Origin of the sequence: Pseudomonas sp. RA_105y_Pfl2_P56, assembly GCF_963970845.1 — a bacterium.
In the GTDB taxonomy this organism is placed as follows: Bacteria; Pseudomonadota; Gammaproteobacteria; order Pseudomonadales; family Pseudomonadaceae; genus Aquipseudomonas; species Aquipseudomonas baetica_A.
This window is the reverse complement of the sequence record NZ_CAXAPL010000015.1, coordinates 65,441-87,441: the sequence shown is the minus strand read 5'-3', so window position 1 is coordinate 87,441 and position 22,001 is coordinate 65,441. Positions and strand designations below refer to the sequence as shown.

At 60.1% G+C, this 22,001-nt stretch carries 19 protein-coding genes; 9 read left to right on the top strand and 10 right to left on the bottom strand.

The window, feature by feature from the left end; all coding sequences use genetic code 11:
• Nucleotides 1–25 precede the first annotated feature (25 nt).
• The 3 genes from AACY11_RS12755 to AACY11_RS12745 form a co-directional block, all read right to left on the bottom strand.
• Nucleotides 26–400: a YcfL family protein gene (locus AACY11_RS12755; RefSeq protein ID WP_339430459.1), complete on the bottom strand. Its 375-nt coding sequence runs from the start codon at nucleotides 398–400 to the stop codon at nucleotides 26–28.
• Nucleotides 401–415: 15 nt separating this feature from the next.
• Complete coding sequence (locus AACY11_RS12750) at nucleotides 416–1,810, bottom strand: COG3014 family protein (protein ID WP_339430458.1); 1,395 nt, start codon at nucleotides 1,808–1,810, stop codon at nucleotides 416–418.
• A gap of 204 nt (nucleotides 1,811–2,014) precedes the next feature.
• Complete coding sequence (locus AACY11_RS12745) at nucleotides 2,015–3,424, bottom strand: COG3014 family protein (protein WP_339494931.1); 1,410 nt, start codon at nucleotides 3,422–3,424, stop codon at nucleotides 2,015–2,017.
• Between the two features lie 237 nt (nucleotides 3,425–3,661).
• Here AACY11_RS12745 and AACY11_RS12740 point away from each other — a divergent pair, with 237 nt between their 5' ends.
• On the top strand, nucleotides 3,662–5,557 hold the full coding sequence (locus tag AACY11_RS12740; RefSeq protein ID WP_339430457.1) for a cytochrome c/FTR1 family iron permease: 1,896 nt from the start codon (nucleotides 3,662–3,664) through the stop codon (nucleotides 5,555–5,557).
• 42 nt (nucleotides 5,558–5,599) lie between these two features.
• Nucleotides 5,600–6,055, top strand: a complete 456-nt coding sequence (locus tag AACY11_RS12735; protein ID WP_221730814.1) for a YaiI/YqxD family protein — start codon at nucleotides 5,600–5,602, stop codon at nucleotides 6,053–6,055.
• Nucleotides 6,056–6,181: 126 nt separating this feature from the next.
• Here AACY11_RS12735 and elbB read toward each other — a convergent pair whose 3' ends face one another.
• A complete protein-coding gene (gene elbB, locus AACY11_RS12730) occupies nucleotides 6,182–6,850 on the bottom strand; it encodes an isoprenoid biosynthesis glyoxalase ElbB (RefSeq protein WP_339430455.1) in 669 nt (222 codons plus the stop codon).
• A 115-nt stretch (nucleotides 6,851–6,965) separates the two neighbouring features.
• On the opposite strand from elbB, the gene AACY11_RS12725 reads away from it, so the two are divergent.
• Entirely contained in the window at nucleotides 6,966–8,201 is a 1,236-nt protein-coding gene (locus AACY11_RS12725) for a sterol desaturase family protein (RefSeq protein ID WP_339464648.1), read from the top strand.
• Here AACY11_RS12725 and AACY11_RS12720 read toward each other — a convergent pair.
• Nucleotides 8,182–8,814 (bottom strand): DedA family protein, encoded by a 633-nt coding sequence (locus AACY11_RS12720; protein WP_339430453.1) that lies wholly within the window; start codon nucleotides 8,812–8,814, stop codon nucleotides 8,182–8,184. The genes AACY11_RS12725 and AACY11_RS12720 overlap by 20 nt on opposite strands.
• A 207-nt stretch (nucleotides 8,815–9,021) precedes the next feature.
• Here AACY11_RS12720 and hemB point away from each other — a divergent pair, with 207 nt between their 5' ends.
• Entirely contained in the window at nucleotides 9,022–10,035 is a 1,014-nt protein-coding gene (gene hemB, locus AACY11_RS12715) for a porphobilinogen synthase (protein WP_339430452.1), read from the top strand.
• A gap of 18 nt (nucleotides 10,036–10,053) precedes the next feature.
• Nucleotides 10,054–12,279, top strand: coding sequence for a polyphosphate kinase 1 (ppk1, locus tag AACY11_RS12710; protein WP_339430451.1), 2,226 nt, complete (start codon nucleotides 10,054–10,056; stop codon nucleotides 12,277–12,279).
• 67 nt (nucleotides 12,280–12,346) lie between these two features.
• On the opposite strand, the gene ppx is transcribed toward ppk1, so the two are convergent.
• The 5 genes from ppx to AACY11_RS12685 form a co-directional block, all read right to left on the bottom strand.
• Nucleotides 12,347–13,849 carry an exopolyphosphatase gene (gene ppx, locus AACY11_RS12705; protein WP_339430450.1) on the bottom strand — a complete coding sequence of 501 codons (1,503 nt, stop codon included), beginning with the start codon at nucleotides 13,847–13,849 and terminating at the stop codon, nucleotides 12,347–12,349.
• Between the two features lie 208 nt (nucleotides 13,850–14,057).
• Nucleotides 14,058–14,795, bottom strand: a complete 738-nt coding sequence (locus AACY11_RS12700; RefSeq protein ID WP_095186877.1) for an amino acid ABC transporter ATP-binding protein — start codon at nucleotides 14,793–14,795, stop codon at nucleotides 14,058–14,060.
• Nucleotides 14,782–15,432 carry an amino acid ABC transporter permease gene (locus AACY11_RS12695; RefSeq protein ID WP_221730806.1) on the bottom strand — a complete coding sequence of 217 codons (651 nt, stop codon included), beginning with the start codon at nucleotides 15,430–15,432 and terminating at the stop codon, nucleotides 14,782–14,784. The genes AACY11_RS12700 and AACY11_RS12695 overlap by 14 nt, the downstream gene beginning before the upstream one ends.
• Nucleotides 15,429–16,097 carry an amino acid ABC transporter permease gene (locus AACY11_RS12690; RefSeq protein WP_221730805.1) on the bottom strand — a complete coding sequence of 223 codons (669 nt, stop codon included), beginning with the start codon at nucleotides 16,095–16,097 and terminating at the stop codon, nucleotides 15,429–15,431. Before AACY11_RS12690 ends, AACY11_RS12695 begins: the two co-directional genes overlap by 4 nt.
• Before the next feature lie 21 nt (nucleotides 16,098–16,118).
• On the bottom strand, nucleotides 16,119–16,904 hold the full coding sequence (locus AACY11_RS12685; protein ID WP_339464653.1) for a transporter substrate-binding domain-containing protein: 786 nt from the start codon (nucleotides 16,902–16,904) through the stop codon (nucleotides 16,119–16,121).
• 256 nt (nucleotides 16,905–17,160) lie between these two features.
• Here AACY11_RS12685 and AACY11_RS12680 point away from each other — a divergent pair, with 256 nt between their 5' ends.
• From AACY11_RS12680 to AACY11_RS12665, 4 genes are all read left to right on the top strand, one after another.
• Complete coding sequence (locus AACY11_RS12680) at nucleotides 17,161–17,868, top strand: FadR/GntR family transcriptional regulator (protein ID WP_339494917.1); 708 nt, start codon at nucleotides 17,161–17,163, stop codon at nucleotides 17,866–17,868.
• Between the two features lie 120 nt (nucleotides 17,869–17,988).
• Complete coding sequence (gene trxA, locus AACY11_RS12675; RefSeq protein ID WP_003206727.1) at nucleotides 17,989–18,318, top strand: thioredoxin TrxA; 330 nt, start codon at nucleotides 17,989–17,991, stop codon at nucleotides 18,316–18,318.
• Between the two features lie 248 nt (nucleotides 18,319–18,566).
• Nucleotides 18,567–19,826 (top strand): transcription termination factor Rho, encoded by a 1,260-nt coding sequence (gene rho, locus AACY11_RS12670; protein ID WP_042561678.1) that lies wholly within the window; start codon nucleotides 18,567–18,569, stop codon nucleotides 19,824–19,826.
• Nucleotides 19,827–19,966: 140 nt separating this feature from the next.
• Complete coding sequence (locus tag AACY11_RS12665; RefSeq protein WP_339494916.1) at nucleotides 19,967–21,922, top strand: acyltransferase family protein; 1,956 nt, start codon at nucleotides 19,967–19,969, stop codon at nucleotides 21,920–21,922.
• Nucleotides 21,923–22,001 lie beyond the last annotated feature (79 nt).

The following is a 22,001-nucleotide window of genomic DNA, read 5'->3' as shown; positions in this document are numbered from 1 at the left end:
CTAAAACAGGAAGAGTGGGTCGGGCTTAAGGCGTCTTGAGTTCCAGACGGAAGTCCACGGCTTTCGGGGTCGGGGCGATGCCCTGGATGAAGCTGGTCTGCGCGCCGTACATCATCTGGCTTTTCCAGACTTCTTCCTCGGCAATCGGGAAACCTTCCGGGCCGAGCCAGGCGAAGCGGTAGTAGAACGTCTTGTTGCTGTTGAGGGTGTTGCTCAACTGCACGTTGACGGTCATGAAGCCGTTTTCGCGCGCGACGCGCATGGCGCCGACGACGATGTGTTTCTGCGGCCCCATGGCCACGACCTTGCTCGCGGCGCTGCCCGGCTCCGGTGGCGGCGGGGTAGCGCAGCCGGTGGCCAACAAGGCGAGGGCGGCAACGGCGATGAGTTTGAAGTGCATGCAAAGACTCCGTTCTTAAGGTTGTTTGATGCTGGCGACGTTGGTCGCGCCGGCGCTCGGGATCACGTGGGCGGCGAGACCGCCGGCGAACACCTGATTGCCCACGGCGCGCAGGCTGATCACCTGATAACGCTGATCAACAGTGACCTTGACCACTGAACCGCCTACGGCACTCGGCAGGGTGACTTGGTGTTCACCTTTCTTCAAGCGCAGACGCACCACTTGGGTGTTGTCCGGCAAGGTGCGCCACGTACGGGTATCGGCACCTTCGAGCACCGCTGAAGAGATACCGACGGCCAGACCGGCCAGCGGGTTGGTTTCGTTGATTTTCTTCTGCGCCACACCTTTGGTGATCGCACGCACGGTGGTGCGCAGGATGATCCCCGGCATGTCATCGCGCAGAGCACGGCGGGACATGGCGGTGGTGCTGTTGAGGGCCGTCAGGTTGACCTGCTGGCCGTCGACACCGATCTGTGCGAACGGCGCGGTGGAGGTGTCAGGTTTGATGATCGGGAACGACAAAGGCGTGATCACCACGTTGTTGGAGATTGGCAGTGGCAGCGGCACGCGGATGGAGTCGCGCGATGGCGCCAGACCGCTTTGCACCACGATCAGGATGTCGCTGTCGTCGCTCTTGGTCGGCTTGTCGAGGTTGACCAGCGCCTGTTCCAGCAGCGGGGTGTTCGGGCGCAGTTCGGCCGCTTTGCGGTAGCCCGGCGCAGCCAGGTCTTTTTCACCCAGGGCTTCGTAGACGAAACCGGCCAGGTAATGGCTGAACGCACTCTGGTAGCTGTTCTTCAGGCTGACCACTTCCGGTGCGTCGAGGCTGGCGACCGGGTAGCCTTGCAGGTCTTTGTACTGAGTCTTGATGCCTTCTTTCTCGGCCTCTTCCTCGCTCTTGAGGTATTCCTTGTCACGCAGGTCGGCGATCACCGCTTCACGTTCGTGGGTCCTCTTGATTGCAGTGCGTGCGCCGTCGAAGTCATTGACCGCCAGCAGGTTCAGGGCCATCTGCGTGGTCAGCATGACTTTTTCGTAGTCGTAGCCTTCGTAGCGGCGCACTTTGTCATTGACGATGAAGCTGCCGAACTGGGCCAGATATTTGCCAGTGTCGAGCTTGACCGAGTCTTCCCACTGACCAACCACCTGGTCGGCGCTGGTCCAGGCATTCTGGCTGCCGGACAGGTCGCCCTTGGCGCGCAGCAATTCACCTTTTTCGAAGTAATAGAGCAGGTCTTTGTCTGGGCCGGCGTTGTTCTTTTCCAGCAGGGTCAGCGCGGCATCGACGTTGCCGGAAGCTAGTTGCTGGTTGGTCTGGGCCAGTTCGGAGTCGTAGTTGCGAAACGCCGAACAGCCGGACAGCAGAGTGATAGCGCTGAGCGCGATCAGAGTAGGGGCGCGGAATGCCATGGGGGTACTTCTTCCCTGGAGTAGCTACAGCCGCGGATGCTGGTCGGGCTGGTGTGACCCATCGACAGTGGCGTTGGCCTCCTGCCAATTCCTCATAACCAGAGGAGCTTTAATGCCGCATCGCGATAGCGCGGGCGCGGCATTATAGGCGTGTGGTGCTGGCTATGTAATAGCTTTTTAATTTCACTGGTTAGTTAGGTGCCATTACTGCCCGGCGCTGGCAACGTTCGTAGGTGCTGGTGCTTCGGGTAGCACCAGCGTAGACCCCACGTAGTAGTTCTTGCCCATGAATACCCGCAGATTGAGCACTTGATGGTGCTGATCGACGCGCACGGTGAACCCGTCCTCTGCACGGAAGTACGGAAAGCGCACGCGATGCAGGCCTTTTTTCAGGCGTAGCCGGGCGACCAGGGTTTTGTCCGGCAGTGTGCGCCAGGTCCGCGTGTCAGCCTCTTCGAAAGGATCATGCTCGGTGACTACCAGCGAAGCCTTGGCCGGATTGCGTTCGTTCTCTTGAGCCTGGCTGATGGCGGCCATGTTGGCGCGGAACATGGCGCGAGAAATGATCGCCGGCATGTCATCGCGCAAGGTACGCATGGCCATGTCAGTAACGCTGTTGATCATCGTCAACGGGTATTGTTGTCCGTCGACGAGCACGCTCGGTACAGGAGGTGTGATGGTATCGGGCAGCATCACCGGAAACGAGATCGGCGCGACAATCGTCAGGTTTTCGTTCAACCGCACCGGGATCGGCACTTGCACCGAACTGCGCGCCGGAGCAAACCCGGCCTGGACAACGACCAGAACCTCGCTTTCATCTGCTGCCGGCGGGGGCTTGTCCAGATTGCGCAAGGCTTTTTCGAGAAACGGCACACCCGGACGCAATTCGATAGCCTGCCGATAACCGGGTGCCGCGAGGCCGCGTTCACCCAAGGCTTCATACGTGAAACCCGCCAGGTAATGGCTGAACGCACTCTGGTAGCCGTTCTTCAGTTCAACCACTTGCGGGGCGTCGAGGACGGCAACCGGATAGCCTTGCAGATCCTTGTAATGCAACGTGATTCCCTGGCTCTTGGCCTGCTCTTCAGCTTCTTCGTATTGCCGTTCCCGCTGACGCGCAATCAGGGTTTCGCGCTCGTGGGTGTTCTTGATGTCGGCACGCGCACCGTCGAAATCGTTTTCCGCCAGTTGGTTGAGGGCCATCTCTGTGGTCAGCATGACTTTTTCGTAGTCGTAGCCTTCGTAGCGCAGCAACTTGTCATTGACCAGCATCGTGCCCATTTCGTTGCCGAACCGGGTCAGCAGCTTCATGGCGCCGGATGGGTTGGCCTCTTCGCGCTGGAAAATCATCCGGTCAGCCGTGCGCCAGGCTTCCTGACTTTGCGGCAAGGCCGTACCGGCGCTGAGAATGGCGCCTCTTTCCAGGTAATACAGCAGATCCTTGTCTTCCCAGGGATTGTGCAGCTCCAACAGGTAGAGCGCTTCGTTGAGTTCGCCCTTGGCCATCTCATCGATGGTCTGCTGCATCTCCGAATCGTAATCGCGGTAAGCGGCGCAACCGCTCAGGTGCACGATGGCGCTGAACAACAGAAAAAACGGCAGGCAATGGCGCATCAAGACAGCATCTTCCTTGAACGTCGGGGCGGCGAGGTGACGCATTATAGTGGCGGTTTGCAGAGGCCGGGGCATATGACCAGCGACACTATTGCCCGCGGTATCCTCAAGCCCGGCATGTCGCGCTCAAAGTGCAGGTGGTTACGTTAAAAAACGACCGTAGCGCCGACAAAGCTTGAGTGAATCTCATTGGGAGTGAACAATGTGTTACTTCGTATTACCAATTGAGATTCGTTCATGACTGCGCCGTCCCGTTTTCTGGCCTGGCTGTTGTTCCCGTTGTGCGCTCTGAGTTGCTCCAACCTGCTGGCCGATACGGTGGAAGGCGCGCCGCAAGCCCTGCACATGCTCGATTACATCAGTGCCGACTATCCGCCGACGGTGGACGCGGGCAAGGTCATCGACGACGCCGAGTATCGCGAGCAGCTGGAATTCATTCAGGTGTTGCAGGGGCTGATCGCAGAGTTGCCTGGCAAACCGGAGAAGGCAGGACTGGAACAAGGCGTGATTGCCTTGCGTGCAGCCGTCACCGCACGGCAGAACGGCGCGGACGTTGCCCGTCAGGCGCGGCAGTTGGGTGCGAAGCTGGCCGCGGCCTATGAAGTCAGCCAGGCACCGGTCATCACCCCCGATCCGGCGCGTGCAGCACCGCTCTTCGCCCAGCATTGCTCGGTGTGCCACGGTGAAACCGGTGCCGGCGATGGTCCGGCCGGTGTTGGTCTGGTGCCGCCCCCGGCTAACCTGCGCGATGCCGCACGTCTGGACCACCTGAGTCTGTACGCGATCTACAGCACCCTCGGTCAAGGCGTCGAAGGCACCGACATGCCGTCCTTTGCCGATCAATTGGACGACCGCCAGCGTTGGGACATGGCGACCTATGTCGCCGGGCTCAGCGCCGATGCCTCGGCCGCCAAAGCCGAGAAAACCTATAACATCGCCGACCTGGCCCGCCAGACTCCGGCCGAAGTGCAGATCGCTGAAGGCCCGCAAGCCGCCGCGACGTTCCGCGCCCAGCGTGCGCAGCCGCCGCAGGTCAAGCGTGGCCCGGCGCAGTTGCTCGACTACACCGCAGCGACGCTGGACAAGAGCCTCGCGGCCTACCGCGCTGGCGAACACGATCAGGCCTACGATCTGTCGGTGGCGGCGTATCTGGAAGGTTTCGAACTGGTCGAGAGTTCGCTGGATAACGTCGATGCCAACGTGCGCAAGGACACTGAAAAATCCCTGATGGCTTATCGGCAGTCGTTGCAGGACGGTTTGCCGGTGGCACAGGCCGAACAGCGTCTCGACGCGGCCAAGGCCAAGCTCAAGGAGTCTGCCGGCCTGTTGGGTAACGATGGCCTGAGCTGGTCGCTGAGTTTCATTTCCGGCCTGCTGATCCTGCTGCGTGAAGGCCTGGAAGCGATTCTGGTGCTGGCGGCGATTCTCGCGTTCCTGCGCAATACCGGCCAGCAATCGGCGGTGCGTAGCGTCAATGTCGGTTGGGGCCTGGCATTGCTGGCCGGCCTCGGTACCTGGGCGTTAGCGGCGTATGTGATTGATGTCAGCGGCTCGCAACGCGAATTGCTTGAGGGCGCTACGGCGCTGTTCGCCAGCGTGATGGTGTTGTGGCTCGGCGTGTGGATGCACGATCGCCGCCACGCAGCGGCCTGGCAGGATTACATCAAGAGCAGTCTGGTCGGTGGGGGCGGGCGTTTCGGCTTTGCGATCCTGGCGTTCTTCTCGGTGTATCGCGAGCTGTTCGAAGTGATCCTGTTTTACGAAACCCTGTGGCTGCAAGCCGGCCCGGCCGGACACAACGCGGTACTGGCCGGTGGCGCGACAGCGTTGGTGCTGCTGGTCGGTCTGGCGTGGGTAATCCTGCGTGGTTCGGCGAAGTTGCCGTTGGCGTTGTTCTTCAGCATCAATGCTGCGCTGCTGTGCGCGCTGTCGGTGGTGTTTGCCGGGCATGGCGTCAAGGCGTTGCAGGAGGCTGGGATCTTCGGTACGCGGCCGGTGGCGTTCTTTGATTTCGACTGGCTGGGCATTCATGCCGATGCGTATTCGCTGACCGCGCAGGCGGTGGCGATGGTCGCGATTGTTGTGCTGTACAGCCGCAGTCGCAGGGCTGAGAGCAAGCGTGTAGCCGCTTAACAGCATTCGCTGCGCTCACACTCGCGGGATGAGGAATAGATGATGCGTGTTTGGATCGATGCCGACGCCTGTCCACGGGCGGCGAAGGATCTGGTGGTGAAGTTCGCGCTCAAGCGCCAGTTCGAAGTGGTGCTGGTGGCCGGGCAACCGCAGATTAAACCGGGGTTGGCCATCGTCAAATTGATCGTGGTGCCGAGCGGCCCGGACGCGGCGGACGATTATCTGGTCGAGCACGCCGTGCCCGGTGAGCTGGTGATCTGCAGCGACATTCCGCTGGCCGATCGGCTGGTGAAAAAGGGCGTGGCGGCGCTGGACCCGCGGGGCAAGGAGTTCGATGCACAGAACATGGGCGAGCGGTTGGCGGTGCGCAACCTGTTCACCGATCTGCGTGAACAGGGCCAGATGAGCGGCGGCCCGGCGCCATTTGGTGATCGCGAGAAGCAGGCGTTTGCCAATGCATTGGACCGGATTCTGACCCGGCTCACCCGCAAAACCTGAGTCCTGCACTGACCCGGTGGGAGCGGGCTCGCTCGCGAAAGCGCTGAGTCATTCAACTCAAAGTTGGCTGATACGACACCTTCGCGAGCAAGCCCGCTCCCACACAGGTTTTGTTTGCAGTCAGGCTCAGACGTCGTTTTCGTGGGTCAACTCAAGTACGCGGTCAACGAGTTTGTTGATCCCGGACGCCGCTTCACTGATGTTCTGCGCCAGCATGTAAGCCGGGGTGGTCACCAGTTTGCGCGCCTTGTCTTCGATGATGTCGCCCACCGCGCACTCTTCGTGGCTGGCGCCCATCTTGTTCATCGCTGTGGCGGTGTCGGCATCGTTGCCGATGGTGCAGGTCACGCCAGGGCCATAGATTTTTGCGGCCAGTGCCGGCGAGATGCAGATCAGCCCTACCGGTTTGCCCGCTTCTGCAAATGCCTCGGCCAAGGCCAGCACGTCGGGCTGCACGGTGCAGCCGGCGCCTTCGATGGCGAAGTTAGACAGGTTTTTCGCCGCACCAAAACCACCCGGCACGATCAGGGCATCGAAGTCTTCAACGTCGGCCTGGCGGATGTCCTTGATGTTGCCGCGGGCGATGCGCGCCGATTCGACCAGCACATTGCGCGACTCGGGCATTTCTTCGCCGGTCAGGTGATTGATCACATGCAATTGCGCAATGTCGGGGGCGAAGCACTGCACCTGCGCGCCGCGTTGATCGAGGCGCAGCAGGGTGATGACGCTTTCATGGATTTCGGCGCCGTCGTACACGCCGCTGCCGGACAGGATCACTGCAACTTTTTTGCTCATGGGTTTCTCTCCAGATTCATGGCGCTAAATGTCCACTAATTTGTCGCGCGTTGCCATAGGGTTAATGGGCGGCCAAGCCTAGGATCTGTCCTAAGGTTTCCCGTCAGGACGCGTCATGGACTTCATTCTCTATGCGGTGCCGTTTTTCTTCGTGTTGATCGTGGTTGAACTCATCGCTGACCGTTGGCGTGGGGTCAGCCACTATCGCCTGGCCGATGCGGTAAACAGCATCAGCACCGGCGTGCTGTCCACCACCACCGGCCTGCTGACCAAGGGCGTGGGGCTGTTGACCTATGCCTTTGCCCTGGAACATCTGGCGCTGCTCAGGCTGCCGGCGGACAGCGTTTGGGTCTGGGTGCTGGCCTTCGTCCTTTACGACTTTTGCTATTACTGGCTGCACCGCATGGGCCATGAGCGAAACATCCTCTGGGCCGCGCATTCGGTGCATCACCAGAGCGAGGAGTACAACCTCTCGACGGCGTTGCGCCAGACCAGCACCGGTTTTCTGCTGAGCTGGATCTTCTACCTGCCGATGGCCGTGTTCGGCGTGCCGCTGCTGGTGTTCGTCAGCGTTGCGGCGCTGAATCTGCTTTATCAATTCTGGGTGCACACCCGGCACATCCCCAAGCTCGGATGGTTCGAGTGGTTCTTCGTCACGCCGTCCAATCATCGGGCTCACCATGCACAGAATGCTCTCTACATGGATCGCAACTACGGTGGGGTGTTCATTCTTTGGGATCGGTTGTTCGGCACGTTTCAGGAAGAGGACGACAACGAACCGGTGATTTTTGGCGTGACCACGCCGCTGGCGAGCTGGAATCCGCTGTGGGCCAATCTGCAGTTTTATGCGCAGTTGTGGAACGACGCGCGCCGTGCCGAGCGCAAATGGGACAAGCTGCGGATCTGGTTCATGCGCACCGGGTGGCGGCCAGCGGATGTCGCGGCCAGGTACCCGATGAACAAGCCGGACTTGAGCCAGTTCCGCAAGTTTGAAGTGTCGATCGACAGCCGCCAGCAGTGGTATGTGGTGGCTCAGTTTGGCGTCTATATCGCGCTGGGCAGTTATTTGATGAATCTGGAACGCAGCTTGCCGGTCGCCGCGTTGATACTCGGCTGGGGGGCTGTGGCGTTCGGTGTGTTTGCGTTGGGCGTGGCCCTGGAGAATCGGCCGTGGGCGCTGAAGGTCGAGCTGCTGCGGCTGGCATCGAACCTGGCGTTGGTGTGGCTGGCGCCGTTGGTTGGGCTTTGGCCGGCCAGCCCGGTGGCGTGGGCTGGCGTGCTCAGTTACAGCCTGCTCAGTGGCATCGGGCTGTACGTGTGTCGCCTGCGACTTACTCGGCTGGCGTCTTAGGCTCCGCTGATTTGGCCAATTGAGCTTTCTGGAGTTGCTCGTCTTCGTAGATCTTCTTCGCCAGACGAGCATTCTTGAAGCGGCGACGCAGCCACAGGCCAACGCCCAGTATCAGCAATGCACCCAGTACCCACAGCTCGTATTTCTTGATGCTGCCGAGCATGCCTTCCAGTACCGCTCCGAAGTGGTAAGCCGCCGCGGCCAGCGCAGTGGCCCAGATCGCCGCGCCAATGCCGTTGAGCAGCAAGTAACGGCCCGGCGGATACCCCGACAGGCCGATCGCCACCGGCATCACTGTGCGCAAGCCGTAAACAAAGCGGAAGCTCAGGACCCAGATATCAGGATGCTTGCGAATGTGCTCCAGCGCGCGGTCACCCATCAGTTGCCAGCGCGGTTTGCGCGCCAGTAATTTGCGCCCATGCTTGCGGCCGAGGAAGTACCACAGCTGATCGCCGGCATAGCTGCCCAGGAACGCCACGACCACCACGATGTTGATGTCCATGTAACCGCGGAACGCGAGGAAGCCTGCGAGCACCAGGATGGTTTCGCCTTCGAAGAACGTGCCTAGAAAAAGGGCAAAGTAGCCGAAGTCATGCAGAAATTGTTGGAGCATTGTCTGGGTGCTGGCGAAATGAACGCGCAGCCTACCCCTTCGGACACATTCAGGAAAGTATCGAGATGTGTCTCGACGTGAACAATTCCTACACTGAGAATGGAATACGCCTACCTGTCACAGGTCTCACACAACTGTCATCTGTTGGTCATAATGGCCGTCTATAACTGTCACGCTCGCCCGTTTGCGCGGGCTCAGGAGTCTGCCGTGAGCTTTACCCCTGCCAACCGTTTGTTCCCCGCCACCCGCCTGCGTCGCAATCGCCGCGATGATTTTTCGCGTCGGCTGGTGCGGGAAAATGTGCTGACGGTCGATGATCTGATCCTGCCAGTCTTTGTGCTTGACGGTGAAAATCGTCGCGAAGCAGTGGCCTCGATGCCGGGTGTAGAGCGCTTGACCATCGACCTGTTGCTTGAAGAAGCCGCCCAATGGGTCGAACTGGGCATTCCGGCAGTGGCGTTATTCCCGGTTACACCCGCAGAACTCAAATCCCTCGACGCCGCCCAAGCCTGGAACCCTGAAGGTATCGCCCAGCGCGCCACTCGCGCTCTGCGTGCTCGTTTCCCGGAACTGGGCGTGATCACCGACGTGGCGCTCGATCCGTTCACCACCCACGGTCAGGACGGCATTCTCGACGAAGAAGGCTACGTGCAGAACGACATCACCGTCGACGCACTGGTGCGCCAGGCCTTGTCGCACGCCGAGGCCGGCGCTCAGGTAGTCGCGCCATCGGACATGATGGACGGGCGCATTCAGGCGATCCGCGAAGCGCTGGAAATCGCCGGCCACGTCAACGTGCGGATCATGGCCTACTCGGCCAAGTACGCCAGCGCCTATTACGGCCCGTTCCGCGATGCCGTGGGTTCGGCCTCGAACCTGGGCAAGGCGAACAAAGCCTCTTATCAGATGGACCCGGCCAACAGCGACGAAGCGCTGCACGAAGTCGGTGCGGACTTGTCTGAAGGCGCGGACATGGTCATGGTCAAACCCGGCATGCCGTACCTGGACATTCTTTTGCGGGTAAAAGATGCCTTCAAAGTGCCGACCTTCGTCTATCAGGTTAGCGGCGAATACGCCATGCACATGGCGGCGATCCAGAATGGCTGGTTGAGCGAGGCGGTGATTCTTGAATCACTGACCGCCTTTAAACGTGCCGGCGCTGATGGCATCCTGACTTACTTTGCTGTCCGCGCCGCTCAATTGTTACGAGAGCAGAAATAGCCCTCCCAGGAACATTCAATGAATACCGAAGGACTCACTGAAGTTGCAGTAAAAGAAGCTCAGCCGGTGGTGGAGCAGATCACCGAAACCCCACCGGAACTCGAGCCTGCGCCGCCCGCGCCGGTCGCCGAACCCGCTGCGGCAGCGCCGGTGATCGCTATTCCGGGCCTGGATGACAGCAGCCTGTACATCCACCGCGAGCTCTCGCAATTGCAGTTCAACATCCGCGTGCTGGAGCAGGCGCTGGACGAGTCCTACCCGTTGCTGGAGCGATTGAAGTTCCTGCTGATCTTCTCCAGCAACCTCGACGAATTCTTCGAAATTCGCGTCGCTGGCCTCAAGAAGCAAATCACCTTCGCCCGTGAACAGGCCGGCGCCGATGGTCTGCAACCGCATCAGGCGCTGGCGCGGATCAGTGAGCTGGTACACGGTCACGTTGACCGTCAGTACGCGATCCTCAATGACATCCTGTTGCCTGAGCTGGAAAAGCACCAGGTGCGCTTCATCCGTCGCCGCCACTGGACGACCAAGATCAAAACCTGGGTGCGCCGTTATTTCCGCGACGAGATCGCGCCGATCATCACCCCGATCGGCCTCGACCCGACGCACCCGTTTCCGTTGCTGGTGAACAAGAGCCTGAACTTCATCGTCGAGCTCGAAGGCATTGACGCCTTCGGTCGTGACTCCGGTCTGGCGATTATCCCGGCGCCGCGTTTGCTGCCGCGAATCATCAAGGTGCCGGAAGAAGTCGGCGGCGCTGGCGACAACTATGTGTTCCTGTCGTCGATGATCCATGCTCACGCCGATGACCTGTTCCAGGGCATGAAGGTCAAGGGCTGCTACCAGTTCCGCCTGACCCGGAACGCCGACCTGGCGCTCGATTCCGAAGACGTCGAAGACCTTGCCCGCGCCCTGCGTGGCGAGCTGTTCTCGCGGCGTTACGGCGATGCGGTGCGTCTGGAAGTTGCCGATACTTGCCCGAAACACCTGTCGGACTACCTGCTCAAGCAATTCAACCTGAGCGAGACCGAGCTGTACCAGGTCAACGGCCCGGTCAACCTGACGCGTCTGTTCAGCATCACCGGTCTGGACAGCCACCCCGAGCTGCAATACACGCCGTTTACGCCGCAGATCCCGAAACTGCTGCAAAACAGCGAGAACATTTTCAGCGTGGTCAGCAAGCAGGATATTTTGCTGCTGCACCCGTTCGAGTCGTTTACCCCGGTGGTCGACCTGCTGCGCCAAGCGGCGAAAGACCCGCACGTTCTGGCCGTGCGCCAAACGTTGTACCGCTCCGGCGCCAACTCCGAGATTGTTGATGCGCTGGTGGATGCCGCGCGTAACGGCAAGGAAGTGACGGCGGTCATCGAGTTGCGAGCGCGCTTTGACGAAGAGTCCAACCTGCAACTGGCCAGTCGTCTGCAAGCGGCCGGTGCGGTGGTGATCTACGGCGTGGTCGGCTTCAAGACCCACGCCAAGATGATGCTCATTCTGCGGCGTGAGGCCGGCGAGATCGTGCGTTACGCGCACCTCGGCACCGGTAACTACCATGCCGGTAACGCCCGTCTGTACACCGACTACAGCCTGCTGACTTCCGATGACGCCTTGTGCGAAGACGTTGGCAAACTGTTCAGCCAGTTGATCGGCATGGGTAAAACGCTGCGCATGAAAAAACTGCTGCACGCGCCGTTCACCCTCAAGAAGGGCATGCTCGACATGATCGCCCGCGAGACGCAGTTTGCGCTCGACGGCAAACCGGCGCACATCATCGCCAAGTTCAACTCGCTGACCGATCCGAAGATCATCCGCGCGCTGTACAAGGCCAGCCAGTCAGGCGTGCGCATCGACCTGGTGGTGCGCGGCATGTGCTGCCTGCGTCCGGGCATCGCCGGGGTTTCGCACAACATTCATGTGCGCTCGATCATTGGTCGCTTCCTTGAGCACACCCGCGTGTTCTACTTCCTCAACGGTGGCGAGGAGCAGATGTACCTTTCCAGCGCCGACTGGATGGAGCGCAATCTCGACAAGCGTGTCGAGACTTGCTTCCCGGTGGAAGGCAAGAAGCTGCTGACTCGCGTGAAGAAAGAGCTGGAGCTGTACCTGACCGACAACACCCACAGCTGGAGCCTGCAGTCGGATGGCCGCTACATCCGCAACACGCCAACCGGCAACCAGAACCCGCGCAGTGCGCAGGCGACGTTGCTGGATCGGTTGGGCAGCCCGATTTTGCCGGTGAGCAGCTAAGCTTCGGCTCAAGCGCAATAAAAAAGGCGATCCCTCGGGATCGCCTTTTTTGTATCTGCTCAATGTGTCAGTGCACGGTGAGGACAATCCCGACCCGGGCCAGCCAATCCGCCTCAAGCCCGAAATCCGCCTGTGTCAGTTGGTTCTCGTCCAGCCAGTGTTCCGGGAACTCCACTTCCAGACTGTCGCCATTGGCATGCAGCACCACCTGCGGCATCGCCTGAGTGCCACGAATGTGGTGGAACAGAATCGCAAAGCGCAGCAGCACGCACAGGCGGATCAGCTTGATACCGTCATCGCCGAACTCGGCGAATTTGTCCTTGGGAATGTTGCGGCGGTGGCCGCGAACCAGCAGTGCGAGCATTTGCTGGTCTTCACGGGAGAACCCGGCCAGATCCGAGTGCTCGATCAGGTAGGCGCCGTGCTTGTGGTAGTGATAGTGGGCGATGTCCAGGCCGACTTCGTGCACTTTCGCCGCCCAACCGAGCAGTTCGCGCCAGATACCGTCATCCAGTTCCCAATCCACAGCGACCTGATCGAAGGCGTGCAGGGCTTTGCGTTCGACCCGTGCCGCTTGCTCCAGGTCGACGTGATAGCGCTCCATCAGCGAGGTCAGGGTGCGTTCGCGCACGTCTTCGTGATGATGACGGCCGAGCAGGTCGTAGAGCACGCCTTCACGCAGCGCGCCGTCGCAATGATCCATGCGTTGCAGTTCGAGGGCGTCGAAGATCGCCTCGAGAATCGCCAGACCTGCCGGGAAAATCGCCCGACGGTCAGGTTTGATGCCGTCGAAATCGATCTTGTCGACATCGCCGAGCTTGAACAAACGGCGTTTGAGCCAGGCCAGGCCTTCGGCATTCACCTCGCCAGTGCCATGCCCGCCGGCCTTCAGCGCCAGGCCGATGGCGCGGATGGTGCCCGAGGAGCCGATGGCTTCATCCCAGGTCAGGCGATGCAGGGCGTGTTCGATGCTCATGATCTCCAGCCGCGCCGCCGTGTACGCCTGAGCGTAACGGGCCGGGGTGATCTTGCCGTCCTTGAAATAGCGCTGGGTGAAGCTGACGCAGCCCATTTGCAGGCTTTCACGCAGCAGCGGTTCGAAGCGCTGCCCGATGATGAATTCGGTACTGCCGCCGCCGATGTCGGCGACCAGACGCTTGCCCGGGGTGTCGGCGAGGGTGTGCGACACACCCAGATAGATCAGGCGCGCTTCTTCACGGCCGGAGATGACTTCCACCGGATGGCCGAGGATTTCTTCGGCGCGATGAATGAATTCCAGGCGGTTACGCGCTTCGCGCAGGGCGTTGGTACCGACGATGCGCACGGCGCCCAGTGGCATGCCGTTGATCAGTTGGGCAAAGCGCTTGAGGCAATCGAGGCCACGCTGCATCGATTCTTCGTTGAGTTGGCGTTCATCGTTGATGCCAGCGGCCAACTGTACCTTCTCCCCGAGGCGTTCGAGAATGCGGATCTCGCCGTTCTGGGCCTTGGCCACGACCATGTGAAAGCTGTTGGAGCCCAGGTCGATAGCGGCGATCAGGGACAGATTCTTGGCTTGGGATTGCGGCATGGTCAGGGGGTCTCGGTCGATAACCCCGACATCGTGCCACGATCAAACGCTGACGCCAACGCGCAAGGTACAAACCGTTGATTCAGCGCATAAAAGCTTGAGACCGCGGCGTGGCCATTCGCGAGCAAGCCCGTTCCCACAGGTGACCGCGTTCCAATGTGGGAGCGGGCTTGCTCGCGAACAGGGCATCACAGGCAATGAGGATCCATCAGGCAGTCGCTTCGACGGTACCAATGAAATTCGCCAGCTCCGCCGTCTGCGGATTGGCAAACAACACCTTCGGATCGCCCACCTCATGCACCTTGCCGTGGTGCATGAACACCAGTTTGTCGCCGACCTCGCGGGCAAAGCGCATTTCGTGGGTGACCATGATCAGCGTCATGCCTTCTTTCGCCAGTTGGCGCACCACGCTGAGCACTTCGTTGACCAGTTCCGGGTCCAGCGCCGAGGTGATTTCGTCGCACAGCAGCACCTTCGGCGACATCGCCAAAGCACGGGCAATCGCCACCCGTTGCTGTTGCCCGCCGGACAGCCGATCGGGGAACGCATCGAACTTCTCGCCCAGACCCACGCGCTCGAGCATCTTGCGCGCCAGTTCCGCTGCTTTGGCCTTCGGCACTTTTTGCACCACTTGTGGCGCAAGCATCACGTTCTCACCGACGGTCAGGTGTGGGAACAGGTTGAATTGCTGAAACACCATGCCGACTTTCTGTCGCAAGCTGCGCAGGTCGGCGCGGGCGGCGTCGAGGTATTCGCCGTCGACTTCGATCACGCCGTCGTTGATCGACTCCAGGCCATTGAGGGTGCGCAGCAAAGTGGATTTGCCCGAGCCGCTGCGACCGATGATCGCCACCACCTGGCCTTCCTCGACGCTGAGGTCGATGCCTTTGAGGACGTGGTGATCGCCGTAGTATTTATGCAGGGCGGAAATTCTAAGCAGAGGCATGCAGTCTCCTTTCCAGGTAGCGCGCACTGAGGGACAAGGGGTAACAAAGCAGGAAGTAGCCGAGGGCGACGAGGCCGTAGACCATGAACGGTTCGAACGTGGCATTGGCGAGCATGCCGCCGGTTTTGGTCAGCTCGGTAAAACCGATGATCGAGGTTACAGCGGTGCCTTTGACCACCTGCACCGAGAAACCCACGGTCGGCGCCACGGCGATGCGCAGCGCTTGCGGCAGGATCACATAGCGCAGTTGCTCCAGAGGATTGAGCGCCAGACTCGACGAAGCTTCCCACTGACCGCTGGGAATCGCCTCGACACAACCGCGCCAGATCTCTGCCAGATAGGCGCTGGTGAACAGCGTCAGGGCAATCGCGGCGGCCATCCACGGCGAGATTTCAATCCCGGCCAGCGCCACGCCGAAAAACACCAGAAATAGCTGCATCAGCAGCGGCGTGCCCTGGAACAACTCGATCCAGGTGCGGGCGATGCTGCTCGGCAAGGTGTTTTTCGAGATGCGCATGATCAGGATCAGCAGCCCGACAATGCCGCCACCAATAAATGCCACCAGCGAAAGCGCCAGCGTCCATTGCAGGCCGATGAGCAGGTTGCGCAGGATGTCCCAGAACGTGAAATCGCTCATTGGCTGCTCCTCGAAATGTAGCGCCGACCGATCCAGTTCAGCAGTTGGCGGATCAGCAGCGCCATGCACAGGTAGATCAGCGTGGTCAGCGCGTAGGTTTCAAAGGCGCGAAAGTTGCGCGACTGAATGAAGTTGGCAGCAAAGCTCAACTCTTCGGTGGCGATCTGCGAGCACACGGCCGAGCCGAGCATGACGATGATGATCTGGCTGCTCAGCGCCGGCCAGACCTTGCCCAGCGCCGGCAGCAGCACCACATGACGAAACGCCTCGAAGCGACTCATCGCCAGCGCCGCCGCCGCTTCCAGTTGCCCGCGAGGGATTGCCTGGATGCCGGCGCGGATAATCTCGGTCGAATAGGCCCCGAGATTGATCACCATCGCCAGCACCGCCGCTTGCCACTCGGAAATCTGCACGCCCAGCGACGGCAGGCCGAAGAAGATGAAGAACAGTTGCACCAGAAAGGGCGTGTTGCGGATCAACTCGACGTAGACGCCGAAGATCGCCGAGAACGGGCGGATGTTCCACGCCCGCACCAGCGCCCCTACGATGCCCACGCCCACCCCGAGTACCGCGCCGATGGCTGTCAGCTCAAGGGTAAACAGCGCCCCGCGCAACAGCAGGTCGGTGTTCTGCACCACCGGCATGAAATCGAACTGATAAGCCATGAAGGTCTCCCGCGCAGTCGATCAGAGATCGGCCGGCAGCGGCTCTTTCAGCCAGGTTTTTGAGTTCTTTTCCAGCGCGCCGTCAGCCTTGGCTGTGGTCAGGATGTCGTTGACCTTGGTCAGCAGCGCCGCTTCGTTCTTGTTCACGCCGACGTAGACCGGCGAATCCTTGAGCTTCACTTTCAGGGCCGGAACGCGTTTCGGGTTCTTCTCGCTGATGGCGACCATCACCACGTTGCCGCTGGCGATCAGGTCAACTTGCCCGGCCAGGTAGGCGGCGATGGTCGAGTTGTTGTCTTCAAAGCGCTTGATGGTCACGCCTGCCGGGGCAACCTTGGTCAGCTCGATGTCTTCGATGGAGCCACGGGTCACGCTGATGGTTTTGCCCTTGAGGTCATCGAGGTTGGTGATCGCCGCGTCCGGTGGGCCGAATACGGCGAGGTAGAACGGCGCGTAGGCGCGGGAGAAGTCGATGACTTTTTCGCGCTCGGGGTTCTTGCCCAGGCTGGAAATCACCAGATCGACCTTGCCGGTGGTCAGGAACGGGATGCGGTTGGTGCTGTTGACCGGCGTCAGTTCAAGTTTGACCTTCAACTGATCGGCCAGCAGTTTTGCCGTGTCGATGTCCAGTCCGCGGGGCTTCATGTCGGGGCCGACCGAGCCGAACGGCGGGAAGTCCTGGGGCACCGCGACTTTCAGTGTGCCGCGTTTGATTACGTCGTCCAGACCGTCGGCGTGGGCGGGGACCTGGCTGAGCAGCAGGCTGGAAAACAAGGCGGCGAGGAGGGCGCTGTAACGCTTGGTCATGGACAATCTCCGGATCGGCGGGAAGTGATTTCTGCGATCTGCCACAGCACGGGCCATGCCAATACGCAGGTTTCGTCCCGCAAGACCGCATTTTCAGTGGGTTTGCTCGGTCTTACTGGTCTGAACAGTCAGGATGTTTTTCGCACTCCGATGGCGCATCGGCGCTCAGCACCGAACCCTGCTGGGGCACGACTTGCCGGACTCGGTGAATAGCTTTACAACTAGCCGCACATTGGCCTGGCTCGTCTGAAAAACCATGAACTCGATCTCTCGCGCCGTACCTGAAGTGGCGCTTCAAGCGATTCGCAAACTGATCACCGAGCAGGGCTTCGGCCCGGGCGATGCCCTGCCGTCGCAACGGGATCTGGCATTGCAACTGGGCGTCAGTCGGGCGTCGTTGCGTGAAGCGCTGTCGTCACTGAGCGCGCTGGGCGTGGTCACTATTCAGCCGGGCAAGGGCGTCTTCGTGCAGTCGCCGGTAGAGCTGTCGCGTGGTGAGCATGCACCGGGCTGGTCGTTCGCCGCGCAGGCTTCGCCACTGGATATCTTCCAGTTGCGCTACGCGCTGGAGGGATTTGCGGCGGGGCTGGCGGCGGTGACGTTGAGCACGTTCGATCTGGATGCGCTGGAGGACAATGTCGCGGCGATGCGTGAACAACTGCGTACCGGCGACTTTGAAGCGGCGGCGAAGCTGGATTTCGAATTTCACCGGCGGATCCTGCTGGCCAGCGGTAATCAGGCGATGCTGAGTATTCTCACGGCCAGTGCGGAGATCTTTCTGGAAAGCCAGAAGCTACCGTTCATCCGCGCAGAACGTGCCATGGAAACCTGGCAGGAACACCGCAAGATCCTTCGTGCGCTTGCCCGTCGGGCTTCTGGTGCGGCGCAAAAAGCCATGCAGGAACATGTGCGCAATGCCGCGCTGCGTACTGGAATCGCCTTCATCGCCCCCGCCACGGCGTGACTTGAGCTATACCCAAACTCATGGGGCACCATAGCAAGACTCAATCATCTGCGGCTTCCTGAACGGAGGAAGGGCGGATATGATGGGCCACGTTTTTTTGCTTACAACCTGGAGAATTCCATGAGCAGCGATCTTATCAAACACGTTAGCGACGCTAGCTTCGAAGCCGACGTACTCAAGGCCGAAGGCGCTGTATTGGTCGACTACTGGGCTGAATGGTGCGGCCCATGCAAAATGATCGCTCCGGTTCTGGACGAGATTGCCGAGACTTACAAAGGCAAGCTGACCGTTGCCAAACTGAACATCGACGAAAACCAGGAAACCCCGGCCAAGCACGGCGTGCGTGGTATCCCGACGCTGATGCTGTTCAAGAACGGCAACGTTGAAGCGACCAAAGTCGGCGCCCTGTCGAAGTCGCAACTGGCTGCTTTCCTCGACGCCAACATTTAAGCGTCGCCGTAAAAGGCCAAAAAAAGCCTCGCATTTTGCGGGGCTTTTTGCGTATTCAGGGCTAGACGCTCCGAAACTCAGGTGGTACATTCGGCCCCGCAATGGTTTCTCCACTGCCCCCTGCTAGCCGTCGCCGACGCACTCCTTTTCGAATAAGTACGCGATCCTGTCGCCTTCTCCGCGGCGCGGCCTCATTAAGCCAAAAGCTTAATTTCCCCCCCCTCCATAAATGATTACGTCATTCCTATATGAATCTGACTGAACTCAAGCAAAAGCCGATTACCGAACTGCTCGAATTGGCCGAACAGATGGGCATAGAAAATATGGCCCGTTCGCGCAAGCAGGACGTGATTTTCTCCCTGCTCAAAAAGCACGCGAAAAGCGGCGAGGAAATCTCCGGTGATGGCGTGCTGGAGATTCTCCAGGACGGCTTCGGCTTCCTGCGCTCCGCTGACGCCTCCTATCTCGCCGGCCCAGACGATATTTACGTCTCGCCGAGCCAGATCCGCCGCTTCAACTTGCGCACCGGTGACACCATCGTTGGCAAGATCCGCCCTCCGAAAGAAGGCGAGCGGTATTTCGCCCTGCTCAAGGTCGACACGATCAACTTCGATCGTCCAGAGAACGCGAAAAACAAGATTCTCTTCGAGAACCTGACCCCGCTGTTCCCGACCGTGCGCATGAAGATGGAAGCCGGTAACGGTTCCACCGAAGACCTGACCGGTCGTGTGATCGACCTGTGTGCGCCGATCGGCAAAGGCCAGCGTGGTCTGATCGTGGCACCGCCGAAAGCCGGCAAGACGATCATGCTGCAAAACATCGCAGCGAACATCGCCCGTAACAACCCTGAAGTTCACCTGATCGTATTGCTGATCGACGAACGTCCGGAAGAAGTGACCGAAATGCAGCGCACCGTGCGCGGCGAAGTGGTTGCCTCGACCTTCGACGAGCCGCCGACCCGTCACGTCCAGGTGGCCGAAATGGTGATCGAGAAGGCCAAGCGCCTGGTCGAGCACAAGAAAGACGTGGTGATCCTGCTCGACTCCATCACCCGTCTGGCCCGCGCCTACAACACCGTGATCCCGAGCTCCGGCAAGGTGCTGACCGGTGGTGTTGACGCCCACGCCCTGGAGAAACCGAAGCGTTTCTTCGGTGCTGCGCGCAACATCGAAGAAGGCGGCTCGCTGACCATTATCGCCACCGCACTGGTTGAAACCGGTTCGAAGATGGACGAAGTGATCTACGAAGAGTTCAAAGGTACCGGCAACATGGAACTGCCGCTGGATCGCAAGATTGCGGAAAAGCGCGTGTTCCCTGCGATCAACATCAACCGCTCCGGCACCCGCCGCGAAGAGTTGCTGACCGCCGACGACGAACTGCAGCGTATGTGGATCCTGCGCAAACTGCTGCACCCGATGGACGAAGTGGCTGCCATCGAGTTCCTGATCGACAAGCTGAAAACGACCAAGACCAACGACGAGTTCTTCTTGTCGATGAAGCGCAAGTAAGACGAAGCTGTTTAAAAAGAGCGCTCCCGGAAGGGGGCGTTTTTTTTTGCGCTGGATTATCGGTGTACGGGATTGAATTTTACGCGGCTGATAACGGTCTCCCTTTCTGGGTTTGTATCCAAAACAAAGAAAGGGCTTTCATGCATACGTTTGGCAATCGCCGTGATATCGACGGATTACGGGCTCTGGCGGTTATTCCCGTCGTACTGTTTCATTTCGGATTCAATACATTCAGCGGCGGCTTTGTCGGTGTTGATGTGTTTTTCGTCATTTCCGGGTTCCTGATCACGACTATCCTGTTCCGCGAAATCAGCGCTCAGCGCTTCAGCTTCATCGATTTCTGGGCGCGCCGTGCCCGCCGCATCATTCCTGCCCTGACCGTGGTCATGCTGGTGACGCTGGCGCTGGGCTGGTTGTTGCTGACGGCCAAGGACTTCTCCGAGCTGGGCCGAACGGTGCGCTATCAGTCTCTGTTCATCTCCAACATTCTGTTCATGCGTGAGGACGGCTACTTCCAGCCCGCCTCTGATCTCAAACCGCTGCTGCATACCTGGTCGCTGGCGGTGGAAGAGCAGTACTACATCTTCTTTCCACTGCTGATGGCTGCGCTGATCCGTTATGTCCGGCATTGGCGCTGGATGTTGTTCGCGGTGCTGCTGGTGTCGTTTGGCTTGAACATCACCTACATCGAACAAAAGCCGGACTTCGCGTTCTTTTCACTGCCGACTCGCGCTTGGGAGTTGTTGTGCGGCGCGATGCTCGCGGTGATGCCAGCGCCCAAACATGCTGTGCGTCCCTGGCTGTATCAGACAGTGGGTCTCGCCGGTCTGGCAGCGGTTTTGGGCGCGGTGTTCACCTTTGACAAGGCCACGGTTTTCCCGGGCTGGGCGGCGTTGTTGCCGGTGCTGGGCACAACGGCGTTGATCTGGTCGGGCGCGCAAGGGGCTAGTTGGACCGCACGGTTGTTGAGCCTGCCAGCATTGGTTTGGGTCGGGTTGCTCTCTTATTCCCTGTATCTGTGGCACTGGCCGGTGTATGTCTACGCCAACGCTATTTCGATCGACGGCATTCAGCCATTGGAGGCGATTGCCTGGATAGCCTTGGCGCTGGGCCTTGCGTGGCTGAGTTTGCGCTATGTCGAGTTGCCTTTGCGGGAAAAACGCCTGCTTGTCTCTCGCAATGCGGTGCTGGCGGGAGGTCTTGCGGCCATCGTTGTGCTCGTGGCAACGGGATCGGCGATCCGTTCGGCCGATGGTGTTCCTCAGCGCCTGACCGGTAAGGCGCTGGAGTACGCGCAGTCCCGTGAGTGGCATGCAGGGCAGATGAAATGCATGTTGGTCACCCAGGACAAGTCGCTGGACAAGGCCTGTCTGGTGGGTGGCAAGGCGAATGTCCCGGCCACTCAGTTGTTCTGGGGTGACAGCCATGCCGCCGCCTTGCTGCCGGCCATCGAGAGCAATGCCCGTCGCGAGGGGCGTCCGGTATGGCTGTACAGCATGAGCGCCTGTCCGCCGATTCTCAGTGATGACCCGCGTCAGCGCTGCAAGGATTTCAACGAACAGACCATGGAGCGGGTGCGCAGCCTTGGCATCAAGGATGTGGTACTGGCTTCCAACTGGAGCCTTTATGTGTACGGCCGCGAAGACGGTGACAAGAAGGTGCTGCTCAATTCACACGACGATACTGCCCAGGCCGAGCAACGCATGGCCGCTGCGCTGAAGGCGCGCGTGGCTGCGCTGCGAGAGGCGGGGGCGCAAGTCTGGTTGTTCAAGGAAGTGCCGCTGCAGCGCAAAGGCAGCATCAATCGACTGACCAGCCTGGCGCGGATTGGGCGTTCGACCGAGGGGCTTGGTCGTCCGCTGGAGGAGCATCTGGCGCGCCAGCATTTCATCGGTGCCTTGTTCAACGCCATGAGTGCCGCCGACCCAGGGGTGCATGTGATCGATCCAACGCCGCTGATGTGCGCCAGCGGCATCTGCAGCATTGAGGTCAACGGCCACTCCCAGTACAAGGATGAGGATCACCTGTCTGATGTGGGCAGCGCCAGACTGAGTCCCCTGTTTGCGCCATTGCTGCTGGGTACGAGCCACAATTGAGTGATGCCAGACGCTGACGGGCTGCTGTTTGCCCGTCAGAGCAGGTAGGATGTACGCCTATTTTGAGGGTGCCATCGTC